Annotated in this window: 19 protein-coding genes and 1 tRNA gene; 14 read left to right on the top strand and 6 right to left on the bottom strand. The window is 52.6% G+C overall.

The features are described 5' to 3' along the window. Nucleotides 1-50 precede the first annotated feature (50 nt). The 7 genes from ACXAF0_RS00510 to ACXAF0_RS00480 all read left to right on the top strand — a co-directional run bounded on the left by ACXAF0_RS00510 (nucleotide 51) and on the right by ACXAF0_RS00480 (nucleotide 7,333). Entirely contained in the window at nucleotides 51-776 is a 726-nt protein-coding gene (locus tag ACXAF0_RS00510) for an arylesterase (RefSeq protein WP_475342833.1), read from the top strand. Between the two features lie 999 nt (nucleotides 777-1,775). Next, the gene (locus tag ACXAF0_RS00505; protein ID WP_475342832.1) at nucleotides 1,776-2,480 is read left to right on the top strand and encodes a J domain-containing protein; all 705 of its coding nucleotides are present in this window, start codon (nucleotides 1,776-1,778) and stop codon (nucleotides 2,478-2,480) included. Between the two features lie 145 nt (nucleotides 2,481-2,625). Then, the gene (locus tag ACXAF0_RS00500; RefSeq protein ID WP_475342831.1) at nucleotides 2,626-3,744 is read left to right on the top strand and encodes an FIST signal transduction protein; all 1,119 of its coding nucleotides are present in this window, start codon (nucleotides 2,626-2,628) and stop codon (nucleotides 3,742-3,744) included. Between the two features lie 150 nt (nucleotides 3,745-3,894). Continuing rightward, on the top strand, nucleotides 3,895-4,935 hold the full coding sequence (locus ACXAF0_RS00495; protein ID WP_475342830.1) for an NADP(H)-dependent aldo-keto reductase: 1,041 nt from the start codon (nucleotides 3,895-3,897) through the stop codon (nucleotides 4,933-4,935). A gap of 103 nt (nucleotides 4,936-5,038) precedes the next feature. Beyond that, on the top strand, nucleotides 5,039-5,905 hold the full coding sequence (locus ACXAF0_RS00490; RefSeq protein WP_475342829.1) for a pirin family protein: 867 nt from the start codon (nucleotides 5,039-5,041) through the stop codon (nucleotides 5,903-5,905). 61 nt (nucleotides 5,906-5,966) lie between these two features. Then, nucleotides 5,967-6,563 (top strand): RNA 2',3'-cyclic phosphodiesterase, encoded by a 597-nt coding sequence (thpR, locus tag ACXAF0_RS00485; RefSeq protein ID WP_475342828.1) that lies wholly within the window; start codon nucleotides 5,967-5,969, stop codon nucleotides 6,561-6,563. Further along, the gene (locus ACXAF0_RS00480) at nucleotides 6,560-7,333 is read left to right on the top strand and encodes a pyrroline-5-carboxylate reductase (protein WP_475342827.1); all 774 of its coding nucleotides are present in this window, start codon (nucleotides 6,560-6,562) and stop codon (nucleotides 7,331-7,333) included. Before thpR ends, ACXAF0_RS00480 begins: the two co-directional genes overlap by 4 nt. A gap of 84 nt (nucleotides 7,334-7,417) precedes the next feature. Here the strand turns inward: ACXAF0_RS00480 and ACXAF0_RS00475 are convergent, their stop codons facing one another. Both ACXAF0_RS00475 and ACXAF0_RS00470 read right to left on the bottom strand, forming a co-directional pair. Next, nucleotides 7,418-8,080: an NAD(P)-dependent oxidoreductase gene (locus tag ACXAF0_RS00475; RefSeq protein WP_475342826.1), complete on the bottom strand. Its 663-nt coding sequence runs from the start codon at nucleotides 8,078-8,080 to the stop codon at nucleotides 7,418-7,420. Nucleotides 8,081-8,114: 34 nt separating this feature from the next. Beyond that, complete coding sequence (locus ACXAF0_RS00470; RefSeq protein ID WP_475342825.1) at nucleotides 8,115-9,014, bottom strand: EamA family transporter; 900 nt, start codon at nucleotides 9,012-9,014, stop codon at nucleotides 8,115-8,117. An 81-nt stretch (nucleotides 9,015-9,095) separates the two neighbouring features. Here ACXAF0_RS00470 and ACXAF0_RS00465 point away from each other — a divergent pair, with 81 nt between their 5' ends. The 6 genes from ACXAF0_RS00465 (at nucleotide 9,096) to ACXAF0_RS00440 (ending at nucleotide 16,517) form a co-directional block, all read left to right on the top strand. After that, the gene (locus tag ACXAF0_RS00465; protein ID WP_475342824.1) at nucleotides 9,096-9,599 is read left to right on the top strand and encodes a MarR family winged helix-turn-helix transcriptional regulator; all 504 of its coding nucleotides are present in this window, start codon (nucleotides 9,096-9,098) and stop codon (nucleotides 9,597-9,599) included. A gap of 407 nt (nucleotides 9,600-10,006) precedes the next feature. After that, nucleotides 10,007-11,011: a heme-binding protein gene (locus ACXAF0_RS00460; protein WP_475342823.1), complete on the top strand. Its 1,005-nt coding sequence runs from the start codon at nucleotides 10,007-10,009 to the stop codon at nucleotides 11,009-11,011. Between the two features lie 101 nt (nucleotides 11,012-11,112). Beyond that, nucleotides 11,113-13,137 carry a ferritin-like domain-containing protein gene (locus ACXAF0_RS00455; RefSeq protein ID WP_475342822.1) on the top strand — a complete coding sequence of 675 codons (2,025 nt, stop codon included), beginning with the start codon at nucleotides 11,113-11,115 and terminating at the stop codon, nucleotides 13,135-13,137. Next, entirely contained in the window at nucleotides 13,137-14,108 is a 972-nt protein-coding gene (bufB, locus tag ACXAF0_RS00450) for an MNIO family bufferin maturase (protein ID WP_475342821.1), read from the top strand. Before ACXAF0_RS00455 ends, bufB begins: the two co-directional genes overlap by 1 nt. Then, complete coding sequence (locus ACXAF0_RS00445) at nucleotides 14,105-14,926, top strand: HvfC/BufC family peptide modification chaperone (RefSeq protein ID WP_475342820.1); 822 nt, start codon at nucleotides 14,105-14,107, stop codon at nucleotides 14,924-14,926. The genes bufB and ACXAF0_RS00445 overlap by 4 nt, the downstream gene beginning before the upstream one ends. A gap of 271 nt (nucleotides 14,927-15,197) precedes the next feature. Further along, nucleotides 15,198-16,517, top strand: a complete 1,320-nt coding sequence (locus ACXAF0_RS00440) for a DUF6538 domain-containing protein (protein ID WP_475342819.1) — start codon at nucleotides 15,198-15,200, stop codon at nucleotides 16,515-16,517. On the opposite strand, the gene ACXAF0_RS00435 is transcribed toward ACXAF0_RS00440, so the two are convergent. Beyond that, nucleotides 16,490-17,536: a hypothetical protein gene (locus ACXAF0_RS00435; RefSeq protein WP_475342818.1), complete on the bottom strand. Its 1,047-nt coding sequence runs from the start codon at nucleotides 17,534-17,536 to the stop codon at nucleotides 16,490-16,492. The genes ACXAF0_RS00440 and ACXAF0_RS00435 overlap by 28 nt on opposite strands. Before the next feature lie 362 nt (nucleotides 17,537-17,898). On the opposite strand from ACXAF0_RS00435, the gene ACXAF0_RS00430 reads away from it, so the two are divergent. Then, nucleotides 17,899-18,516 (top strand): hypothetical protein, encoded by a 618-nt coding sequence (locus ACXAF0_RS00430; RefSeq protein WP_475342817.1) that lies wholly within the window; start codon nucleotides 17,899-17,901, stop codon nucleotides 18,514-18,516. An 86-nt stretch (nucleotides 18,517-18,602) separates the two neighbouring features. On the opposite strand, the gene ACXAF0_RS00425 is transcribed toward ACXAF0_RS00430, so the two are convergent. From ACXAF0_RS00425 to ACXAF0_RS00415, 3 genes are all read right to left on the bottom strand, one after another. Beyond that, on the bottom strand, nucleotides 18,603-19,172 hold the full coding sequence (locus ACXAF0_RS00425; protein WP_475342816.1) for a recombinase family protein: 570 nt from the start codon (nucleotides 19,170-19,172) through the stop codon (nucleotides 18,603-18,605). 863 nt (nucleotides 19,173-20,035) lie between these two features. Then, on the bottom strand, nucleotides 20,036-20,401 hold the full coding sequence (locus ACXAF0_RS00420; protein ID WP_475342815.1) for a hypothetical protein: 366 nt from the start codon (nucleotides 20,399-20,401) through the stop codon (nucleotides 20,036-20,038). A gap of 211 nt (nucleotides 20,402-20,612) precedes the next feature. Beyond that, nucleotides 20,613-20,702: transfer RNA gene (locus tag ACXAF0_RS00415), tRNA-Ser, on the bottom strand. Between the last annotated feature and the right edge of the window lie 44 nt (nucleotides 20,703-20,746).

The following is a 20,746-nucleotide window of genomic DNA, read 5'->3' as shown; positions in this document are numbered from 1 at the left end:
GGTTGCAAACCGTTCTCGCAAGATCGCAGCATATCAAGGTGAGATTTGTAATGAATTTGGCGTTTGGGCAAGGTCGCACTGTAATCAAGTTCACGCACAAGCTGGCATCACGGGTACGCAAATCCGTGCGCTTGGCGCTTGCGACCCTTGCCGTTGCATCGCTTGGGGTGGGCGGTTTTGCCACTGAAAGCCGTGCGCAGGATGCCGATCAAACGCCAAAAACCCTTGTTTTATTTGGCGATAGCCTGATGGCGGGTTACGGCCTTGCCCATGATAACGGCTTCGCGCCCAAGCTTCAGACCGCCCTGAAGGAAGCCGGTCATGACGTGGACGTCGTGAACAGTTCGGTTTCGGGCGATACAACGGCCGCAGGGCTTGCCCGCCTTGACTGGGCATTGGTTGAAAAGCCTGATGCCGTTCTGCTTGAACTTGGCGCCAATGACGCGCTGCGCGGTATGGAGCCGTCCCAGACCCGCGAAAACCTTGCAGAAATCCTTGAAAAACTGCGTGGCATGGATGTCGATGTTTTGCTGGCGGGTATGATGGCCCCGCCCAATATGGGGGCGGCCTATGGTGATGAATTCAACAGCATCTATCCCGACCTCGCCAGCCGCTATCAGGTTGATCTCTATCCGTTTTTCCTTGAAGGCGTTGCCGCAGAGCCCGACCTTAACCAGGATGACGGCATGCATCCCAATGCCGACGGTGTCGACGTCATCGTCAAGCGGATCCTGCCCGATGTGATTGACTTGCTGCAGGACACCGATGCCAGCTAACCCGCGAAAACCCTGCGTTTGCGGCGTTCAGGCCAAAATCGGCGGACCGCAAGCTTAGCAAACCCTCAGTCTGTTAAGACATCCCTGTTGCGCGGTATCAGGTCGTTACCATCTGGATGGCAAATGTCGGTGCGAACCATTTCTTGCGCTGTGTTTCAGGGCAGTTCGTAAAACCGTCGGATTTCCAAGGGTTTATGCGGCTTCCGGCAGGTTATAAAATTTCGCAAATTCGAAATTCAGCGCAATTTTGCCGCTTTGAAGTCCCGAAAAACTACATATGTAGACAGAAACCGTCAACAACCCGAAACGATTGCGTCATTGAGTCGCCAAGCGGTTCAGGTCCTCGGATGTGTGGTCACATAAATTAATAATATCAATAGTTTAATCGGATTTATCAGGTGGTGTCCACGCCATGAATCTCGCCTGAAAATCCCCATTTGGGGACCAAAACAGGGGGTTTGGTGTAAAATTAACACCTCATTTACTTTCGGTTATGTTTCGAACTGCCTTTGCGTTAACTGCATATGTTGTTTTCTGAAAAATTCATCGGTGGGGCGCAGGCCATAAATCCGGGTTTTGATGGTTTTCGCTGCGCTGGCAAGCGCCGCGTTGGTTTGAGCCAGATGTGGGGAAAATCATTTTAATTCTATATGTTATGGTGAATTTGAGCCCATCTGTGGCTGTTATGGCCTGTGGATAACTCCAGCGTGGGCAAAATAGGCGTATTGAAGGTGGGAAACACACGGCACCAAGTAAATCGCGAGCAATATCAATACGTTGAATGAGGATAGGGGACTCCATTGATTCCCAACGAGTCGCCAATTGGCCTGTGAATGAATCGGAAGCGATTCAATTTTGACTGCAAATGCAGTTGCAGGGGCCGGAATCCGTCGATACACTTCTCAAATATCAAGCTGAACGGTATGGGCTCTCTGCGTCTTCAACGTTCGGTTTCGTCTGTTTAAGTCAAATACTTCAATGCCTTAAAGGGATTGTTCTGTGTCGTCTTCTCCCACCGTCAAGCAGTCCTACACCATTCCCTGTTCCTCGATCTTTCGTGATGCGGTGCTGCAACTGGCAGAACGCCGCGGGGTGAATGCTGCCGATCTGGCGCGTTCGGTCATGCTGATCGTCCCGGAAAAGGCGATTGAGGAATATCAGGACCCGGGCGATCCGCCCAAGGGTGATCGCGAAACCATCGTTTTGAAATCCGGCCCGGCCGAAGGGCGCCCATGGCGGCGCAAACCCCGCCTGCAATTGCGCCTGCCGCCGGGCTTTTCGGTGACTACGGTGCGCAAGGCCCTGCAAATGGCCATCGATTTTGATGCTGGCGATGTGAATATGCGCGTTGAGAAATCCGATGTTCTTGCCGCCGAACGCGCCGCCCTTGAAGAAGCGCGTGCGCTCAAGAAACGTCAGGCAGAGCCACCTGTCGAACTTTTGCAATCGCGCGAAGAACTCGAACGTCTGCGCCAGATCGTTGATAACCTGGCCTTTGATCCGCTTGATCGCGGTGTCACCACCTTTAACGAAGCGCTTCACGTCATGGGCTTTCCGCCCAGTGCCCGCCCGGACCTGCGCGCGATCCGCGCCAAATACCGCGTTTTGGCGTCCATCCATCACCCTGACAGTAATTATGGCTCTCACCAGCGCATGACGCAGCTAAATGCCGCCATGGAGATTTTGCGCAAGCATGTCGCCTGATGGCCGGCGTCGCACGTGGTGACAAACCGCGTTGCGGACCCTTGTGGAAGGGTTGGCGCGATGCTTAGATGTAGGAAAGTGGATTTCTGGTTCGCGACCGGGCACAAGACCCGGACCCCCAAACCAGTCAGTAACGGGAGACAGCATGACGGCGGAATTTCGGGCGGCACATGCCAGCGGTGAAAACTGGGCCTCGGTCGCATCCGAGCTTGCAGAACTTCTCGAAAAGGAACCGCTGCCCAAACAGGCGCTGGCTTTTCTCTATGTCTCCGAACCGCTGGCTGAGGATCTCGGCAGTATCCTTACATTTCTGCGCTCCCGCCTGTCGATCGAACACTGGATCGGAACATCCGGTGTTGGCGTCTGCGGATCAGGCCGGGCCTATTTCGGGGTTCCGGCGGCCTCTGTCATGGTGGCTCCCTTTGGCCGCGACGAATTCCATATCTTCGAACCGCTTAAATCCGAAGCCGACCTTGATGCGCCCGATCTGCAAAGCGCGATTGACCGCCTGCAGCCGATCTTTGGTCTGGTGCACGGCGATCCCGGTGCACCCGACAGTCTTGGTCAATTGGCCGAACTGGCGCGATTGGGCTCGACCTATCTTGTGGGTGGTATTGCCTCGGGCGAACGCGGCGCGCCGCAGATTGCCGATCGGGTGGTGGATGGTGGTCTTTCGGGTGTTCTGTTTGATGGCAAGACCAGTGTTCAGGTCGGCATCAGTCAGGCCTGCACCCCGGTCGGCCCGGTCCATCGCGTGACCGAGGGCCGCGAAGGCATTGTCTCCACCCTTGATGATCGCCCGGCGCTTGAGGTGCTCAAGGAAGAACTTGATTCTGATGGCGGTGAACAATCCATGGCATCGGGGCGTTATCACGCCGCCCTGATGGTGCCGGGATCGGATACCGGTGATTTTGTCGTGCGCAATCTGATGGGCATTGATCCGCAAAACAACATGATCGCGATCAGTGGCGATGTGCAGGCGGGTGATGCCATCCGTTTTGTCCGCCGCGATGGGGCCGCAGCCGAACAGGATCTGCGTCGCATGCTGGCTGACTTGCAAAAACGCCTGCCGGGCAAACCGCGCGGCGCGCTTTATTGCAGCTGTGTCGCCCGTGGCCCGCATCTGTTTGGCACCGAAAGCCGCGAAATGATGATCATCCGCGATGAGCTCGGCGATTTGCCGCTGACCGGTTTTTACGGCAATGGCGAAATCTGCAATGACCGTTTCTATGGCTATACCGGCGTTCTGACCTTGTTTATCTAGGTTCGCGGCCTGGTCGCTCCGTCCCCGATCACAAGAAATTTCCCCCGAGGCGGTTTCATCGCGCGATCAAGCGGATATATTCATACCATTGCAAAATCATGTGCCGCGCCGATCCAGTCGGTCGCGCGGTGCAAAACAGGGGAATTTCATATGGAATATCGTCGATTGGGGCGTACTGACATTGATGTCAGCGTGATCTGCCTTGGCACCATGACCTGGGGCCAGCAGAACACACAGGAAGAAGCATTCGAACAGCTTGATTACGCCACGGCCAACGAAGTCAATTTCATCGACACCGCCGAAATGTATCCGGTCCCGGCGATGGAAGAGACCTTTACCGCCACCGAAACCATCATCGGTAACTGGCTTGAAAAACGCGGACGTCGCGATGATCTGGTGATTGCCACCAAGGTTGTCGGTCCGGCGGATCGCTTCCCGTATGTGCGCGGTGGGCCGCGTCTGACCCGCGGCCAAATTCATGAGGCGATTGATGGTTCGCTCAACCGTCTGAAAACCGATTATGTCGATCTTTATCAGCTGCACTGGCCAGATCGGAATTCCAATTTCTTCTCCAAACTGGGCTACACCCACGATCCGGAAGAGGAATTCACCCCGATCGAGGAAACCCTTGAGGCCCTTGATGAACTGGTCAAGGCCGGCAAGGTCCGCCATATCGGTTTGTCGAATGAAAGCCCGTGGGGCCTGATGAAGTTCCTTGAGCTGGCCGAAAAGAATGGCTGGCCGCGCGTTGTTTCGGTTCAGAACCCCTACAGCCTTCTGACCCGTCAGTATGAAGTCGGTCTGGCCGAATGCTCGATCCGTGAAGATGCCGGTCTTCTGGCCTATTCGCCGCTTGGTGGCGGGGCGCTTTCGGGTAAGTATCTCGGTGGGGCGCGTCCGGATGGCGCACGTGTTTCCAAATGGCCGGAATATTTCGGTCGTTACCTTAAGGAAAACGGCATCAAATCGACCGAGGCTTATGTGAAACTCGCCAAGGATAACGGTCTTGATCCGGCCCAGATGGCGCTGGCCTATGTCAATTCGCGCCCGTTCCTGACCTCGAACATCATTGGCGCGACCAGCATGGAACAGCTTAAATCCAATATCGGCTCGGCCCACATCACGCTGCCCGACAATGTTCTCGAGGAAATCGAAAACATCCACAAAATCTATACCTATCCCTGCCCGTAAGGCGTTCGGCCTTCGGTCACAGGATCGTCAGATTTTGATCCCAGACTTCAGAGATACGGCGGGGAAACCTGCCGTATCCCTTTTTCCAAGACGGAGGCGCCCCATGGTGACCCGCATTACTGGCAAGGAAGCTAATCTTGGGGATATGACGGTTCGCCGCATCCTGCCCCATCGCGAGGCGCGCGCGGTCGGCCCGTTTGTGTTCTTTGATCACATGGGCCCGGTAAAATTCGAAACCGGCCATGGCGTTGATGTACCCCCGCACCCTCATATCGGCCTTGCCACCGTCACCTATCTGTTTAATGGCGCGATCCTTCATCGCGACAGTCTTGGCAGCAATATTGAAATCACCCCGGGCGATCTCAACTGGATGCATGCCGGACGGGGCATCACCCATTCCGAACGCGAAACCGAGATCGTGCGCAATTCCGTTCACGCCCTGCATGGCTTGCAGCTGTGGGTCGCCCTCCCCGAGAAGGACGAGGAATCTGATCCCGCCTTTTATCACGTGCCCAAGGATGACCTGCCCATCATCGAGGATGCCGGTCTCCATATGCGCCTGATCGCGGGTGAGGCCTTTGGTAAAACCGCGCCGGTGCCGGTCAAATCCAAGCTCTATTACCTGGATGTTGCCATGGACGAAGGCGCGCAGTTGTTGCTGCCCGGCGAAAATCAGGAAGGGGCGATTTATGTCGTGTCCGGCTCGCTCCTGGTTGATGGCGAAAGTTACGAGCCGGAGACTCTGATCTATGTCGCGCCAGAGGAAATCCCCGATATCGTTGCCAAAACCGATTGCCGGGTGATGCTGCTCGGCGGTTTGCCGCTTGGCAAACGTCACATCTGGTGGAACTTTGTTTCCAGCAGCAAGGACCGGATCGAGGCCGCCAAATCCGACTGGGCGGCGGGCAAGTTCCCGCAGATCGAGGGCGAAGACGATGCCTTGCCATTGCCCGAACGCTCGACCGGATAAACGATCTCTCTGTATCGAAACACCGCTCACCTCCACCCCGAACCTGAATTGGACTTAAGACATGCGTTTGTTTGTTGGTGTGGAAATCCCCCACGATATTGCGGTTGAACTTTACCCGCTGGGGCGCGCGATCAAGGGGCTTGATCCCCAGACCCCGGAAAACATGCACATCACGCTCAAATTCATCGGCAATGTCGATCCCGGCCTGGCGGGCGAGATTGATCAGGCACTGTCGCAGGTCGCGTTTGAGCCGTTTGATCTGCAGGTGTCGGGCCTTGATATGTTTGCATCGAACCGCAAGGTCCGCATTTTCTGGGCGGGGGTAAAGGATCAACCGGCACTCCGCCAGCTCGCCAACCGGGTGGAAAATGCGTTGCTCGCACTCGAAGAATGTCCGGATATGGATATGCGCAAATTCACCCCGCACATCACGCTGGGGCGCAACCGCGATGCGGCGCGTGCCTCCATCGAACAGGCGATTGTCGATCATGGCGATGTCGGATCAAAGGTGTTCTCCGTTGATCGTTTCTGCTTGTATGAAAGCCATTCTACAGTCGATGGTCCGGAATTTCGCGTGATTGCCGCCTATGACGGTAAGGATGGCCCGATCCAGGAGCCGGACCTGTCCGACGCCTTTGTCACAGAGGATTTTCAATGAAACTTGGCTTTATCGGAACCGGCGCAATCAGCGATGCGGTCATTCGCGGTCTTTTGACCAGTGACTATCCGGCAAGTGAAATCATCGTTTCACGCCGAAGCGCGCATATCTCGCAAAAGCTCGCCGCCGACTTTGACCGGGTGCGGGTTGAGGACGACAATCAGGCGATCATTGATCAGTCCGACATGATCTTTCTGGCGGTCCTGCCGCAAATTGCCGGTGACGTTCTCTCAGCGCTCCGCGTTCCGGACGACAAACAGATTGTCAGTCTGATCGCCACCATTCCGGTTGCAGATCTTAAGGCTTGGCTTGGCACCAACGCACAATGCGATCGCGCCATTCCCCTGCCACCAGTCCAACATCATGCCTGTGTGACGGCGGTCTATCCCGGCTCGCCCGATGTCATGGCCCTGTTTGAAAAGCTCGGCGGCGCGGTGGCGGCTGAAACCATTGATGCCTTTGATGGCTATGCGGCGGGCAGTGCCCTGATGGCGACCTATTTCACCGTGCTTGAAAGTGCCGCACAGTGGATCGTCAAACAGGGATCTGACTATGCCGACGCACGTCGTTACCTTGCCGCCCTGTTTTCCGGCCTTTCCCAAAATACCGACAAGGCGCCGGATCAAAGCTTCGCCGATCTCTATGACGGCCACGTCACCGCTGGCGGGCTGAACGAACAGGTCGCGCAAACCTTCATCCGAGAAAAGGGCACGGATGCCATCCACACCGCCCTTGATGAAGTCTTTGCCCGCATCAAGGCCTCTTCCTGAGCATCCTCATGCAACGCAAAACGGGCGGCCTCATTGCCGCCCGTTTTGCTGTTCGATATATAATGTGCGTCGGTCTTCGGATGTTCAGGCCGCCGCCTTGTTTTGATACCCGACCGTCAGGCGCTGCTGCCCGCCATTGCCGGTTTCAATCAGATCGATCATCGCATAGCCGAAATCGGCAAAGCTGATCCGTGCCATCCCGTCATGATCGGGCACCAGCGTATCGGTGCCGCGCACATACTGGCCGGTCAGCGCACCGTCAAACAGCATCGCGGGTGGGCGCAGGCAGGTCCATTGCACATCGTCATACTGATCAAACAGCGCATCCTGCTTGGCACAGGCTTCGGCAATCGGGCGCACGGCATCGGGCAGGAAGTCCGGCGCACTTAGCACCGTATGGCCACTGCCATCGGCCAGCTTCAGGGTCGCGGCGCCACCGGTCAGAAAGATTGGGGTGTTGGTTGTACGCGCGGCATCCAGCAGAACCTTGCTCATATCGACCAGCAGACTTTCCGATCCCGTGACCGGGCGCAGCGCACTGACTGCGACGTCATGATCTGCCATCAGCTCGGCCACCCGCGCCGGGTCGGCTAGGACATCAAGGCTTTCACGGGTCACATCACCGGGCACATCGGCCAGTTTATCGATATTACGCGCAATCGCCGTCACGCGGTGGCCGCGCTTGATCGCTTCACGCAGGGTGGCGGTGCCAACATCGCCAGTGGCGCCAAACAGGATAATTTTCATCAGACGTTTCCTTATATATGTGGGGCGTAAATTTTCAGGTGGTGCGAGGGGCAGGTTCGGCAATTGGTGCTGGTGCTGGTACTGCTTTGGGGCGGGCTGCACGTTGACCAAGCCAGATGCTGGTGAGTACGACGATGACACCAAGCATTTGCAGCGGACTGAGCGCTTCGCCCAGAACGATCCAGCCCAGCAAAACCGCACTGGTCGGGCTTAAAAAGCCAAAACTTGTCACCGTCGTCGGACCCAGCCGAGCAATCCCCCGGAACCACAGGTAATAGGTCAGCGCCGCCCCGATCAGACCCAGCCACACCAGACCGGCAAGGTTGGTCAGGTTCGGGACCGGAAAACCGGGCTCAACTATCAGGGCGAGCGGGATCAGAAGCAGCCCGCCTGCGGTCAATTGCCAGGCGGTAAAGGTCAGCGGCGAGACTGGCGGCTGCCATTTACGCGTCATCACGGTGCCAGCCGCCATCGATGCGGCCCCCAAAAGGGCGGCGGCAATGCCAATCGGATCAAGGCTGCTGGTCGGAGCAAGCACAAGCATCGCCACCCCGATCAAGCCGGAAACAGCAGCAACAATTCCCAGCATCGTGATGCCCGATCCAAGGGCGACGCGGGCGAGGAACAGCACAAGCAACGGCTGGATTGCGCCAAGTGTGGCTGCCACCCCGCCGGGCAGGCGATAGGCCGCAACAAACAGCATCGACCAGAACACGGCAAAGTTCAGCGCGCCCAAAACAAACACTCGGGCCCGCCATCCGGCGGGTGGCAATTGCCGCACAACAAGTAACAGGATCAAGCCGGCGGGCAGGGCACGCAAAAGGGCGACGGTCAGGGGAAAGCCACCCGGCAGCATTTCCGTGGTGACGATATAGCTACTCCCCCAAATGATCGGGGCAAGTGCGGTAAGGCATAAATCAGTTGTTCTATTCATGGGGTATCTCCATTTATCTTGACGTCAAGATATATTCAGAAATCTTGACGTCAAGATAAATATTTGGGAGAACCACAAGCCATGGATAAAGTTGATCGCATTCTCGCGCAGTGGCGCCGTGAAAGACCCGACCTTGATGTTGCCCAAATGGGCGTCATCGGCAGGGTGGCGCGCCTGCGCAATCAAATAAGCGCTACTCACGAACGTGTTTTCAAAAAATACGATCTGTCGCCAGCAAGTTTTGATGTTCTGGCCACCCTGCGCCGCTCCGGCCCGCCTTATGCTCTGAGCCCCTCGGAGCTCATCGACTGGACGATGGTGACGTCGGGCACCATGACCAATCGCCTTGATAAGCTTGAAAAGGCGGGGCTTGTCAAACGCCAACGCAACCCGGAAGACGGTCGCGGCTTCGTCATTGCCCTGACCGATCACGGGTTCAAACTGATCGACGCCGCCGTCACCGACCACGTCGCCAACCAGCATCAAATGATGGAAGCCCTAAGCGCAGACGAACTCGAACAGCTTGATGGGCTTTTGCGCAAATGGCTCTCCGCGTTCGCGACTGGGAATCCCGATGCGAGATAGCTCGCATATATGTACGGCCCAAACTTGCGTCGTTTTCTCGCTTTCCAGCATCGATGCACAGATCAAGAATTTACGATCCTGATCTGTCTGAGGCCAACACCTAACGATAATTTACAGAATATTGCAGAGAAATTTAACGCGTATAGTATCGCAATGGTTGTTTTTTCGTTGTTTTTTTATTAGAAAAATTATATAAACCTATAAGTAGAAAAAACAGCGATCAATGACGCGCTATTGTCGCTTTCAAATGAAATGCTTCCCGCACTTCTTAATGGACAAACAAACTCTCGTACCGACTGATTTTCCTCGAAAGATAGCTACTTTGCGAGGAGTTAAGAGAAGCGTATTGGCCGTTGCGAGAATGTCAGATCTGTTTGTTTGGGGGGTATTCATAGACCGGAAAGGTTATGAATATGCAGGATACTTCGCCCAATACCCAGCCAGACTTGTCTAAGCCGCTGATCACAGAGCCAGCTCAAACCTCACCCGGTGTGCCAATAACCGATCTTGGACCTCTGCATTATCTGATAGGTACATGGACAAACCAGAACTTGCCAGGCACGGAAAAGGGAAATTCTAAATCTCCATATTCCTATAATGTGATGCCATTGCCGCAGGTGGACCCGACCAGTCCATCGGGTTTCATCCTCAAGAACTTCTCATACTATGAAGAATTAACCTTTTCGGCCATTCACGGTAACGCCGAAAATCGCGGCGGAATTGGTGCCCAGACTGCCTATACGCTTTTCTATGAACAGCGCGTGTATTTCGCCGAAGGCCCGAATACTGATGCACTTGTTCATGCGGAAAACGGGTCTTTGTTGTTCCTCCGCGACGGGCTCCAGCAACTCGGACCTTACGGAAATGGCGACAGCCCGGGAATCGGCAATAAAAATGTCACCAACAGCATGCCACCAACTCAGGCTTTCAATCTGGTGAAACAGGTATCTGTGCCACATGGCAACTCGATCCTTGCGCTGGGAAACTACGATCTAAATGCCGGGCCCATCAATGGGGTGCCAGAAATTCCACCCGTAAGCGTATTGCCAGAGGGTTTTTCCAGTCTACCACCGCAATACACCAACCTTGATCCTGTCATGAATCCCCAGCCGGACTATACGGCCAACCCGAACTTGGTTCTGAACGAAGCTCTTGCCGTTCGACCGTGTTCTAGTTTTCTTACTTTAGCGATGAGTACATTCAACGGTAAGGGTGCGGTAACCAATATCGGGTTCGAGCAGCAACATGCGAATGTGCAAGGCTACGATTTCACATACTGGCTTGAAGCTTTTGATGGCACGGACAATTTCACCCAGCTGCAATATAGCCAGACCATCTGGATGCAGCTTCCGGTGGGCGGCAGGTTGCTTACTTTCCCGCATGTGACGGCGAACACGATGACCAAGGTTTAGATTTCCTGAGGTTGCTTGTTGATTATGTGCGCTTGGGCAAGTCGCCATGATTGTCTGCGCATATCACCTGACATACTCTGTTCAAGCTAGAGGATATTCCCATGACAATACCCACAGCCAGCAGCGATAAGCTTCTGCCGCCGACCAAGGCAGAAAAGAGATTGATTAACAAGATTAACAATTCTGCAAAATGGAACCGTGATCGGGCTCTCAACGAACTAAAAGAGCACCTTCAAATCGCTGTGGAGATCGAACTCGCGACCTTGCCAATCTATCTTTACACTTATTATTCCATTGATCGGACGCCGGATGACTTTCCGGCAACACCTGTTTCCCGTTTTGCTGACGAGGCCGGTGCACTGATCATGAGCGTTGCGGTGGAAGAAATGCTACATATGTCGCTGGCATGCAACATCCTCTTTTCATTGGGGGGGGATCCGCAACTCTATGGAAAGTCCCCGTGGCCTTATCCGGCCAATTTGCCGCACCATGAGAAGCTGGGACCTGATTGCAAGCCAATGCAAATTCCGCTTGCACCGTTTTCGCTCGAACAGATGTGGAAGTTTCTGGAGATCGAGTATCCCGCCACATCCGACGCGCCGCCGCAAAGCGATAACTGGGACACAATCGGCCAAGTTTATTCCTATGTCCGCTGCATTATCCTGTCGAAATACATCCTTGATGAGGATTTCCAGGTCGGTACGCGTGCTTGGCAGATTCAGGATGCCAACTATTCCCCGAACAATATCGATACGGTTTATCCGACCGGCAACTTTAATAAAAACCGTCCTGTTCCAACACCGGTCGTGGGTTCAGCAGCCCGCGTTGCAGATTTTACCAGCCATGATGACAGCCATGCCGGTAGTGAGGCATTGCTGACGGTTAACAGCTGCGAGAGTGCGCTTCTGGCAATTCAAACCATCGATGCGCAGGGTGAAGGTTATGGTCCAAGCAAGTTTGACGACCCGTCAGACCAAGAACTTTCCCATTATTACAAGTTTCTAACGTTGCAATCGAAACTTGAGGGCTATGACCCGAAGCATGAAAAAATCCCGGCCAATCCTAAGCCGCCGAAGCCTGCACAGGACCCTATCACTAACAAAAATTTGGAGTGTTTTGTCTATAACGTTCCAACCAATCCTGAGGCAGCACAGTATGGACAAGGTTTCAAGGAATGTGCAGATGTGGTGAATGGTCTTTACCAATATATGCTGATCATGACCGAGACCATCTTTAAGGTTGGGCCTAAATTTCAGAAGGTTTATTTCAATCAGGCCCTGCATCGTTCGATGATCTGGATACTGGATAAGGTTCTCCAAGCCATGCGTACGCAGCAGGCGACGGTAACGTGTGGATCTTTGGTAAGGGAGGTTGCTTTCGCACCGTCATTTGAAAATATCGACTTGGGCACACGCGATCAGGCATTTTCAAACTTGAAAAAAATGTGTGCCGAGCTCGATAATAAGTATGGCACCGCCAAGTGGTACACGGATAGTTATATCAAGTCTTATGTTGATATGATCCCGACATTATTTGATGTCAGCCCTTATTGGGGGGGGCTACCACAATTTCCGGCGAAGCCGCCTGCAGAAATTGGTGCAAATGAAGTTCGACACGCCTGTATGGGGTTGAATTCCTGTGCCAATCAGGGCCGGACTCGTCAGAACGATTGTGCAGGGCAGGGTTATTGTTCCACAGCACTGGCTTACAATTATGCCAATCCGTCCCAGCCACTTGTCGCGGACCATACTTGCCATGTGAAAAACAATTGTGCCGGTCAGGGGGGCTGTGGCCTGTATGGCACGGCAGAGGAACAAAACAATCCTGGTGGCAATGACTGTGCAACCCTTGGCTCGTGTGCGACGCCAATCAATGCTGAACGCTTCAGCACGATGGGTCCAAACCAGGGTAAGGGCGTCTGGTCGCGCGCGCGCGAAATATTCGAGAAAGAAACTTATCCACAACTGCGTAAGAAAAATCCAAATCTGCCAGAAACGCCGCCATCAGTCCCACATCCTGAATTGTTTAAATATGGTCCGACCATCGAGTGGATTCAGGACTATAGCGGTCAGGGCATGACGGCGTGTGGTGCCAGTGGCATGAGCGGCGCGGGCAGTTGCGCCTGATGAGCAGTGGAAACGATAAAAGTCTTGCCAAACCGGCAAACCCGCACCCCGCCGTTGATCGGCTGGATCTGGGGGTCGGTTTGCGCAACAGTCACTTTGACCATATCCTGAAGGAATGGCCGAAAGTCGACTGGTTCGAAGCCATCTCAGAAAACTTCATGGATTCAGGTGGGCGGCCACGCTGGGTTCTTGATCAGATCGCGGAACGCTATCCGATTGTACTGCATGGTGTTTCCATGTCAATCGGAAGCACCGATCCCCTTGATCTGGATTATCTCGCCAAACTCAAAAAGCTTGCAGACGATGTTTCCGCAAGATGGGTAAGCGATCATCTCTGCTGGACGGGCATATTGGGTCTCAATAGTCATGATCTTCTGCCCATGATGCTGACCGAAGAGGCGCTTGATCACGTGGTGCAAAGGGTCAGGCAGGCGCAAGATATCTTGGAGCGCCCACTGGTGCTTGAAAACCCCAGCAGCTATGTGCAGTTCCAGAAATCAACCATCAGTGAACCGGATTTCCTGCGTGCACTGTGTGATGAAACAGGTTGTCGACTGCTGCTTGACGTCAACAATGTTTACGTCACGTGCTTTAATGCCGGGACCAGCACCGCAGACTATATGAAGGCATTTCCGTTTGACCGGGTGGTGCAAATGCATCTCGCCGGACATCAGCATTGTGGCACCCATATTGTTGATACCCATGACAGCCCCGTATGCGAGGATGTATGGCAACTGTTCTGCATGGCCTGGCAAAACACCGGCGGTGCGTCTGCCCTTTTGGAATGGGATGGTGATGTGCCAGAGTTTGAGCGTGTGCATGCGGAAGTTTTGCGCGCCCGGGCATATATCGCAGATATTGCACCGGTTTCTGATGCAAACGCACCGAAACAGTCAAAAAAAACCACATCCACGCCAATAGACTTTTTGGTGCCAAACGTGATGAATGACAGCAGGATCCAGATGCCATGACAGCGGATGCGCAGTCTTTGTCCAAGATGCAGCGCTGGATGATGGAAGCCCTGGTTGCACCGGGAAAGGTCGATCAGTCGAGTGTGGCTGAGACATTCCTGCCCGGTGCGCAACTCGATGCTGCGTCATGTCTGGCTGTCTATCAGCGCAGCTATATCATCAGGCTTAGAATATGTTTGATGGAGCAGTTCCCGGCCACCGTCCACGCTCTTGGCGAAGAGCTGTTTTGTGACTTTGCAGATGAGTATCTGCGCACCTGCCCGTCCGACAGTTATACGCTTTATGAACTGGGTCGACGTTTTACTGGATGGATGGAAGATAACCGCCCCGATCGCGACTTGCCCTCAGAGGAGCGCGAGCCCTGGATCGATTTCATGATTGATCTGGCAACCTACGAACGAACGCTGTTCCATCTTTTTGATGCCCCTGGGCACGAGGGTAAGCCATGGCCATCAATAGAAACGCCAGACAATGAACTGATCCTGCTACCCGGTCTCGTTCTGGCGCAGTACCGTTTTCCGGTTGCCTGGTATTATCACGAAGTGCGCGCAGGAAAATCTCCCGCCTATCCTGCGCCATTACAGCAACTGGTTGCCATTGTGCGCAAGGATTTCCAGACGACGACTTTTCCCCTCAGCCCGTTTCACTTTCGGTTTCTGAAGTCGATACAACGATCAGGTAGTATAGAGCGATCACTTGAAGAGATTGCGCTCTGGTGTGGTCGTCCCCTTGGGGATGTCCAGAACTCTTGGGTTGCAGATGTCAGACAAGGCTGGATTAATTCGGGGTTCTTCATTCGCCGACAAGATCAGGAATAAACAAAGCGCTTTGGAAGCTACGATTTGAGCAGCTTGATACCCTGCTGTCAGGAAACCTGCCAAACGCTCGAAACACCAACATTCTGCACACGCATATGTACCGGTTGGTCTTGTCTATATCGATCGGGAAAATGCTTTTTGAAGTCAATGGCAGAGAGGAGGGGACTCTGTGAAAGGCTCTCTGTCATCCGCATAAACCTTGATATTCAATAGCTTGTGATGCTAAGTCAGGTACACACATCAGGTACACAAAAAAATCACAAGCAGCAGTATGGCAAATTATCTTTCCAAGCCTCATCGGACATATTTAGCGCGTTTGCGCATCCCCAAAGACATTCGAAGAGTCTTTGGCAAGTTTGAATTTAAGAAGTCTCTAGGCACTGAAAGTCGAACTGAGGCTGAGCGATTAGTCCATCCAATTATTGGTGAATGGAAAAGGGCTATTGTTCTTGCCAGAGCTGGAAAGGCCACAGAGGCGTTAAAGGTTATCGATGGCCTTGACGGCGGCAAACAGGCTCAAACGCTCTCAGATCTGCGGAAAGAGTACAACAGGTTACGTCAGAGAGATGACTTTGATGCAGACCTCTATGACGGTGTTGTGGCTGATCTGATAGAGGATATGACGGATGATGAGGATCAGGCGCGGGAAGCATATTTAACGGTTGTCGGTGCGCGAACACCGATTATGGAATATGTAGATCGTTGGTTATCCGAAAAGAAAATCAAGCAGAAAACCAAGGGCGACTACCTGACTATCATCACAGCGTTGGCCAAGAGGTACAAAACCATTGAGGGAATAAAGCGCAGGGATGCTGGCGTTTATATTTCAGAGCTGAATGGTGCGGTGGGCGCTGCGAGGGTACGCTTCATTGTTGGCACGATCAGTGGATTTTGGAAGTGGCTTATCGGTAAAGGGTTTGTGGATCAGGAATTGGCAAACCCTTGGGACAACCAACCTTTGCCAAAGAAAGAGACAGCACCACGCCAGCACTTCTCATACGAGGACCTCGAAAGTATTTTCAGAGAGTTTCAAGGCAGGAAGCGCACGGACATGCTTAATGTTTGCCGCATTGGCTTGATGACTGGGATGCGGCGTGACGAGATATGCAACATCAAGAAAGAACATGTGAAGTCGGAATATATTGAGATTCCAGATAGTAAAACCTCATCAGGCGTTCGCTTGGTCCCAATCCACAGCGAGTTAAAGCCAATCGTTCAGCATTTGATGGAGAGCAGTAAGGGCGAGTATTTGATTGCGGGACTGTCTACCAAAAACAAATACAGCAGCCGCTCGTATTCCATCGGTAAGCGTATCAATCGTGTACTCGACGATCTAGGCTTTAAAAGCCGAATGAAGAAAGCTCATACGTTCAGGGCTGTTCTATTGCGTGAGTTTAAAGCTGCCGGTGTGCCCGAGCACATTGCCCAAGAGACCTGTGGTCACAAGGTGCATTCCCTGACCTATATGACCTATGCGGGTATCCTCGATATTGCCGTCCAGGCGGAAGCGATGGAAAAGGTGAAATACCCGGAAAGCGTTATGAGGTGGTTCCGGCTGGGGTCTCAGGGCGTTAACCCAAGTGCACCTTGAAGAAACGCACCAATCAAAGCGGCTGCGACACCAGCGGTTAGAGCAATAATCCATGAAACAACCGAAGGTCCGACGCGCCAAAGTAAGCCCTCTTTGCGATCAGATAGATATATTGCCGTAAATGGAAGATACTTACGGTGTAAGAAGGTAATTAGGCGTGTTAGCAACAATATAGAAACGAAGAACGCTGCTCGGCGCTCAAGCCCTGTCATGCTGGGAAGGTAGATTAGAGCTGCGCCGATAATGACTTGGTTCACGCCGAAATTGAGCTTTTTCACATGCGTTGCATAGGAGCGCTCGAATTTTTTGAATTCGTTCTTTACCTTCTCCAACCTGCCTAGCGCCCACGCTTCACTATAGCTTTGTGTGACTGCCGAGTTAACTTGGGGGCCCAATTCAATTTCTATAAGTCTTTTTGTGCCTTCTGGCTCTGCTTCGCTGACAGAGATTTTTAGAATTTCAGCTCTTTCGCCTTTATCAAACTCTAGGTTCTCAAAGGCGGCGAGGAAGCGCGCTTGTTCTGATCCTCCTATAGGAACAACGGTTACAACAACGTGTCCGTTTTTGAACTCGTGCTGAAGACTCTGCGCAAATCTAATTATTTGTTCTCTGTCTATGGATATTGCACCAAACCGCCACCTCGCTGTATGGAGCTGCATCACCGATAGGTCAGGTGGTTGATGATCTCTCGGGGCATCTTGAACGAATAAGGTGAAGGTGCCTCCGGTGCCTTGGTCGGCTTCCCACCTCCCATCAACAGCGCCCCTCGATGATAAACGTCCAACAGCCTTAAGGTCATTTGCTCTGGCGCCATCTCCCTCAATCTGGTGTTGCCCAGTTACTTCAAGTACTTCACCATCAAATTTGCCAGCAATCGAATAAGTCCAGATGCCGTCTCGGTCATCTTCATTGAAGCGCAGAGTGCCAGTGAGCTCTTCATCTGGACCCGAAAGCTCTAGAAAGAGCTTGCCGGTATTGGTTCCTCTTGCGACCCCTGCCCATAATCTTCCGAACGCCATTATGATCCCAATCAAACTGCGGATGGTTGTGCAACTATAATGCGCATATGCATTTTGAGTTTTCAATTAATGACGGTCAATGCGTTGAGTTTCTGTCCTCGAAAGTAGAGGCGCTATTCTCTATTTTTAGACACATTGCGTTTGTTGGGTCGGATTGATGTCTGGTTGGCAAGAATAACTTTTGGAAGTCAAGCAGGTCTAACCGAAAGGTTGCATCAAGAGAGCTATCTTACGAGTATTATGCGACCATAGAGGGTTTATTTGATGAGGTGTCTGTGAAGGGGTGGGGAGAATATCAACTATCATTGCTGCATAGAGCTACATCTAAAACGCTGCATGGTCTTGGCTGGGGGAATGGCTTCATGGCGTTTCGCTCAGTAGTAGTTGCTTTTGCAACAATGGGCGTTTTGAAGCTGTATGATCAGCAATTGTTTGAGGACGAGATTTCAGTTGGACTTGCTGGCGTTGTGGCGGTTGGAGTTCTGGCGGTAACTGTGTTGGCTATAAACTGGATGCGGGCTGGATACTTACAGTACACTGAAATTCAAATTGAAAAGGGAGATGTTGAGAAAATACTTGAGAAGATAATGAACAAAGAGCGACTGATGGAAGAGATGTCGCGGTTATACTTTCAGGGAATGGATGTGTATCAATCTGGATTTAAGAACAGGTTTGATGAATTCGAGAGCGACAATGAAAAGCAGATTTGGCTTGATGCGATGGAGAAGTGGTATCACCAAACATACGAGTTCATTCTGAAAAATCTGAATACATCTTATGCATTCCAGTTCGCGAAGTCTCGACATCCGGGTTTTCATTATATTCACCCGAATTTGGAAAAATACAGTGATGGTATGATGCTTCTGTTGCAGCGTTATAGTGGGCACCTAGAAGAGCTGGATCATATTATACGGTTCAATTCTACATACTGGAGAGCTGATCTGAGCAGCTTGAAGGGAGATGTCGAGGATGTGCTGTAGTTGATACGAAATCAAAAAAAAACAGTCTGACAGGGGGCTGCATCAGAGAGTCCGTCACAAGATTGCGCCTTGCGGTCGTTGAGTTCTTATGCAGACACCGTCTTATGGGTTTCCTGATCTTCCTTGATAATCCTGTACACGGATGAACGGGCGACATTCAGTTGCTTTGCGATCTTGGCAGGGCCAACGCCTTCAGCGATCAGCCTCAGAACTTTTTCCCGGTCTAGTGACTTCTTGCCACCTGTGTAGCGACCGTCTGCTTTGGCTTTCTCAATGCCTTCGCGTTGTCGCGCTTTGATCATGGATCGCTCAAACTCCGACACTGCTCCGATGATCTGCATCTGAAGCTGTTGAAACGGGTTGTCATCGTTGGAGAACTCCAAGCCTTCCTTGACGAACTTGATTGCGATGCCGTTCTTCTTGAAGCCCTGAAGGAGTTCCAGAAGGTCGGAAAGGTTACGTGCAAGGCGATCAATGCTGTGAACCATGATCACATCGCCCTCTCGGGCATGATCAAGCATACGGGTTAGTTCTGGACGTTCCGTGCTGCCACCGCTGGCTTTGTCCTCAAAGACCTTGTCCAATTCGATCCCGTCCAACTGACGGTCTGTGTTCTGTTCAAATGACGATACGCGTTTGTAGCCAATGATCTGCATTGATTGCCTCGACTGTCTTATCAGGGTCTAGAGTCTCCCTTGATAAAGTGTCTCATTGGGCAAAGTCAACCCTGATAGGACGCATTGCATGTCTCATTGGAGTGATCTGTCAGGGTATACCGTGTTCGGACACTCGCTGTGGCGGTGGAGTATCTTGCCCATAATCAGGGAGGGGCTGGTGCGTTGGCACTTGTGCCTTCATCACCATCACTTAATCAGTGGCCGCTGCGGGATGATCGCGCAGACCGTACTCTAAGTGCCCCCATCCCCCGCCCCCTTTTTCTCAAGCTCTTCTGTTAGCGAGACCGGGGGGTATGGGGGAAATTGTTTTTGTGGCCCGGAATATATAGGTGCGTAAATTCGGCATCTATTTTGAGCCTGTTTTTCCGTCCCTCAGGAGTCGTTAGTACGTGCCTCGTAAACTCCCCAGGTTCTAAGAGCTAAGATGCCTCTGGGCGGCTTTAAGCGCGTCTTAGGGTATATGTGTGATCGTATCGTAGGGAGAGGGGCGAACCACAAAGAAAAGCCGGTCGGTCGTCTGGTTCTCGTTGTCTTTAACAGTGGTGTTCAGGTCAATGACGGTCAGGTCTTATAGAAGTGCGGTGACGGACCAAATTCAAAGTAGAGAATGAACAGACATTGATCCGGTTATGAGGGTCAGCCTTGGTTGGCTCTTTGCTTGTGGGGGTATCTGTGATGATCCCCCGCACCTAACGAACACACCAATAAGGTAACACCTGATGAGTCTCTTAAGGTGTCACCTTGGGTAACTCATAATGATACTCTTAATGTATATCTGAATGTTTCTTTTTTGCTTATCTTCATGAGGGGCATTTTTATGAAACATCATATATATCAGCGCCTTACGCGGAGTGTGTTTGTGGGCTTTTTTCGGGCTCCGAGGCGGGTTCGGTTGTCGGGCACAGATAAGCGTCTGCGTGGGCTGTTGTTGAGCCATACACAACTTCGAAATCTGTCCAGACAATGTGACTAGCTCCAAGCTCGGATGCTTGAGCCATTGCTTGTAAGCGGGCCTTCTGGAGGCCTGTATCTGCGAAAACCCCGTACAAACCTGATACGCCGTGGACGTCGCTCATCAACAGGCAGTTTTTCACATCACTGCTGTTTGCGACGATCAGGCCAAAGTCGGTGCTCTTGATTTGAGAGCTGCTACAGCCTGAAAGGGCTATTGCGGCAAATGGTAGTGCAGCTTTGAACACGCTTCTCATCGGGTTTCCTGTAAGCTTGTTTTTCAGTGACTTAGGGGGAAACAAATACGGAAGACGGGGAATGCGTGTAAAGGAAAATACCCATTCTTGGGGCGTGGAAAACCCTCAAATTAGGTACATAGACCGGGTACACAAACCGGGTACACAAGTAACATTACAATGTTTGCGTATGGGTAGGTTTTTCAAGGATTTTCGGGGGTTTTGAGCTAAGTGGCAGAGAGGAGGGGATTCGAACCCCTGAGGGGCTTACACCCCAACACGCTTTCCAGGCGTGCGCCTTAAACCACTCGGCCACCTCTCCACATGCGATCTTTGATATATCGCGAAAGCGGGCGGACATTAGCC

The organism is Thalassospira sp. ABD4_177 (assembly GCF_056160125.1).
Note: the sequence above shows the minus strand (reverse complement) of the source record. Positions and strands in the feature narration are given on the sequence as shown.

Excerpts from the sequence above, each read along its gene's own strand:
- ACXAF0_RS00510 (WP_475342833.1), top strand. The coding sequence starts at position 51 with ATGAATTTGGCGTTTGGGCAAGGTCGCACTGTAATCAAGTTCACGCAC.
- ACXAF0_RS00500 (WP_475342831.1), top strand. The coding sequence starts at position 2,626 with ATGACGGCGGAATTTCGGGCGGCACATGCCAGCGGTGAAAACTGGGCC.
- ACXAF0_RS00495 (WP_475342830.1), top strand. The coding sequence starts at position 3,895 with ATGGAATATCGTCGATTGGGGCGTACTGACATTGATGTCAGCGTGATC.
- ACXAF0_RS00490 (WP_475342829.1), top strand. The coding sequence starts at position 5,039 with ATGGTGACCCGCATTACTGGCAAGGAAGCTAATCTTGGGGATATGACG.
- thpR (WP_475342828.1), top strand. The coding sequence starts at position 5,967 with ATGCGTTTGTTTGTTGGTGTGGAAATCCCCCACGATATTGCGGTTGAA.
- ACXAF0_RS00480 (WP_475342827.1), top strand. The coding sequence starts at position 6,560 with ATGAAACTTGGCTTTATCGGAACCGGCGCAATCAGCGATGCGGTCATT.
- ACXAF0_RS00475 (WP_475342826.1), bottom strand. The coding sequence starts at position 8,080 with ATGAAAATTATCCTGTTTGGCGCCACTGGCGATGTTGGCACCGCCACC.
- ACXAF0_RS00470 (WP_475342825.1), bottom strand. The coding sequence starts at position 9,014 with ATGAATAGAACAACTGATTTATGCCTTACCGCACTTGCCCCGATCATT.
- ACXAF0_RS00465 (WP_475342824.1), top strand. The coding sequence starts at position 9,096 with ATGGATAAAGTTGATCGCATTCTCGCGCAGTGGCGCCGTGAAAGACCC.
- ACXAF0_RS00460 (WP_475342823.1), top strand. The coding sequence starts at position 10,007 with ATGAATATGCAGGATACTTCGCCCAATACCCAGCCAGACTTGTCTAAG.
- ACXAF0_RS00455 (WP_475342822.1), top strand. The coding sequence starts at position 11,113 with ATGACAATACCCACAGCCAGCAGCGATAAGCTTCTGCCGCCGACCAAG.
- bufB (WP_475342821.1), top strand. The coding sequence starts at position 13,137 with ATGAGCAGTGGAAACGATAAAAGTCTTGCCAAACCGGCAAACCCGCAC.
- ACXAF0_RS00445 (WP_475342820.1), top strand. The coding sequence starts at position 14,105 with ATGACAGCGGATGCGCAGTCTTTGTCCAAGATGCAGCGCTGGATGATG.
- ACXAF0_RS00440 (WP_475342819.1), top strand. The coding sequence starts at position 15,198 with ATGGCAAATTATCTTTCCAAGCCTCATCGGACATATTTAGCGCGTTTG.
- ACXAF0_RS00435 (WP_475342818.1), bottom strand. The coding sequence starts at position 17,536 with ATGGCGTTCGGAAGATTATGGGCAGGGGTCGCAAGAGGAACCAATACC.
- ACXAF0_RS00430 (WP_475342817.1), top strand. The coding sequence starts at position 17,899 with ATGGCGTTTCGCTCAGTAGTAGTTGCTTTTGCAACAATGGGCGTTTTG.
- ACXAF0_RS00425 (WP_475342816.1), bottom strand. The coding sequence starts at position 19,172 with ATGCAGATCATTGGCTACAAACGCGTATCGTCATTTGAACAGAACACA.
- ACXAF0_RS00420 (WP_475342815.1), bottom strand. The coding sequence starts at position 20,401 with ATGAGAAGCGTGTTCAAAGCTGCACTACCATTTGCCGCAATAGCCCTT.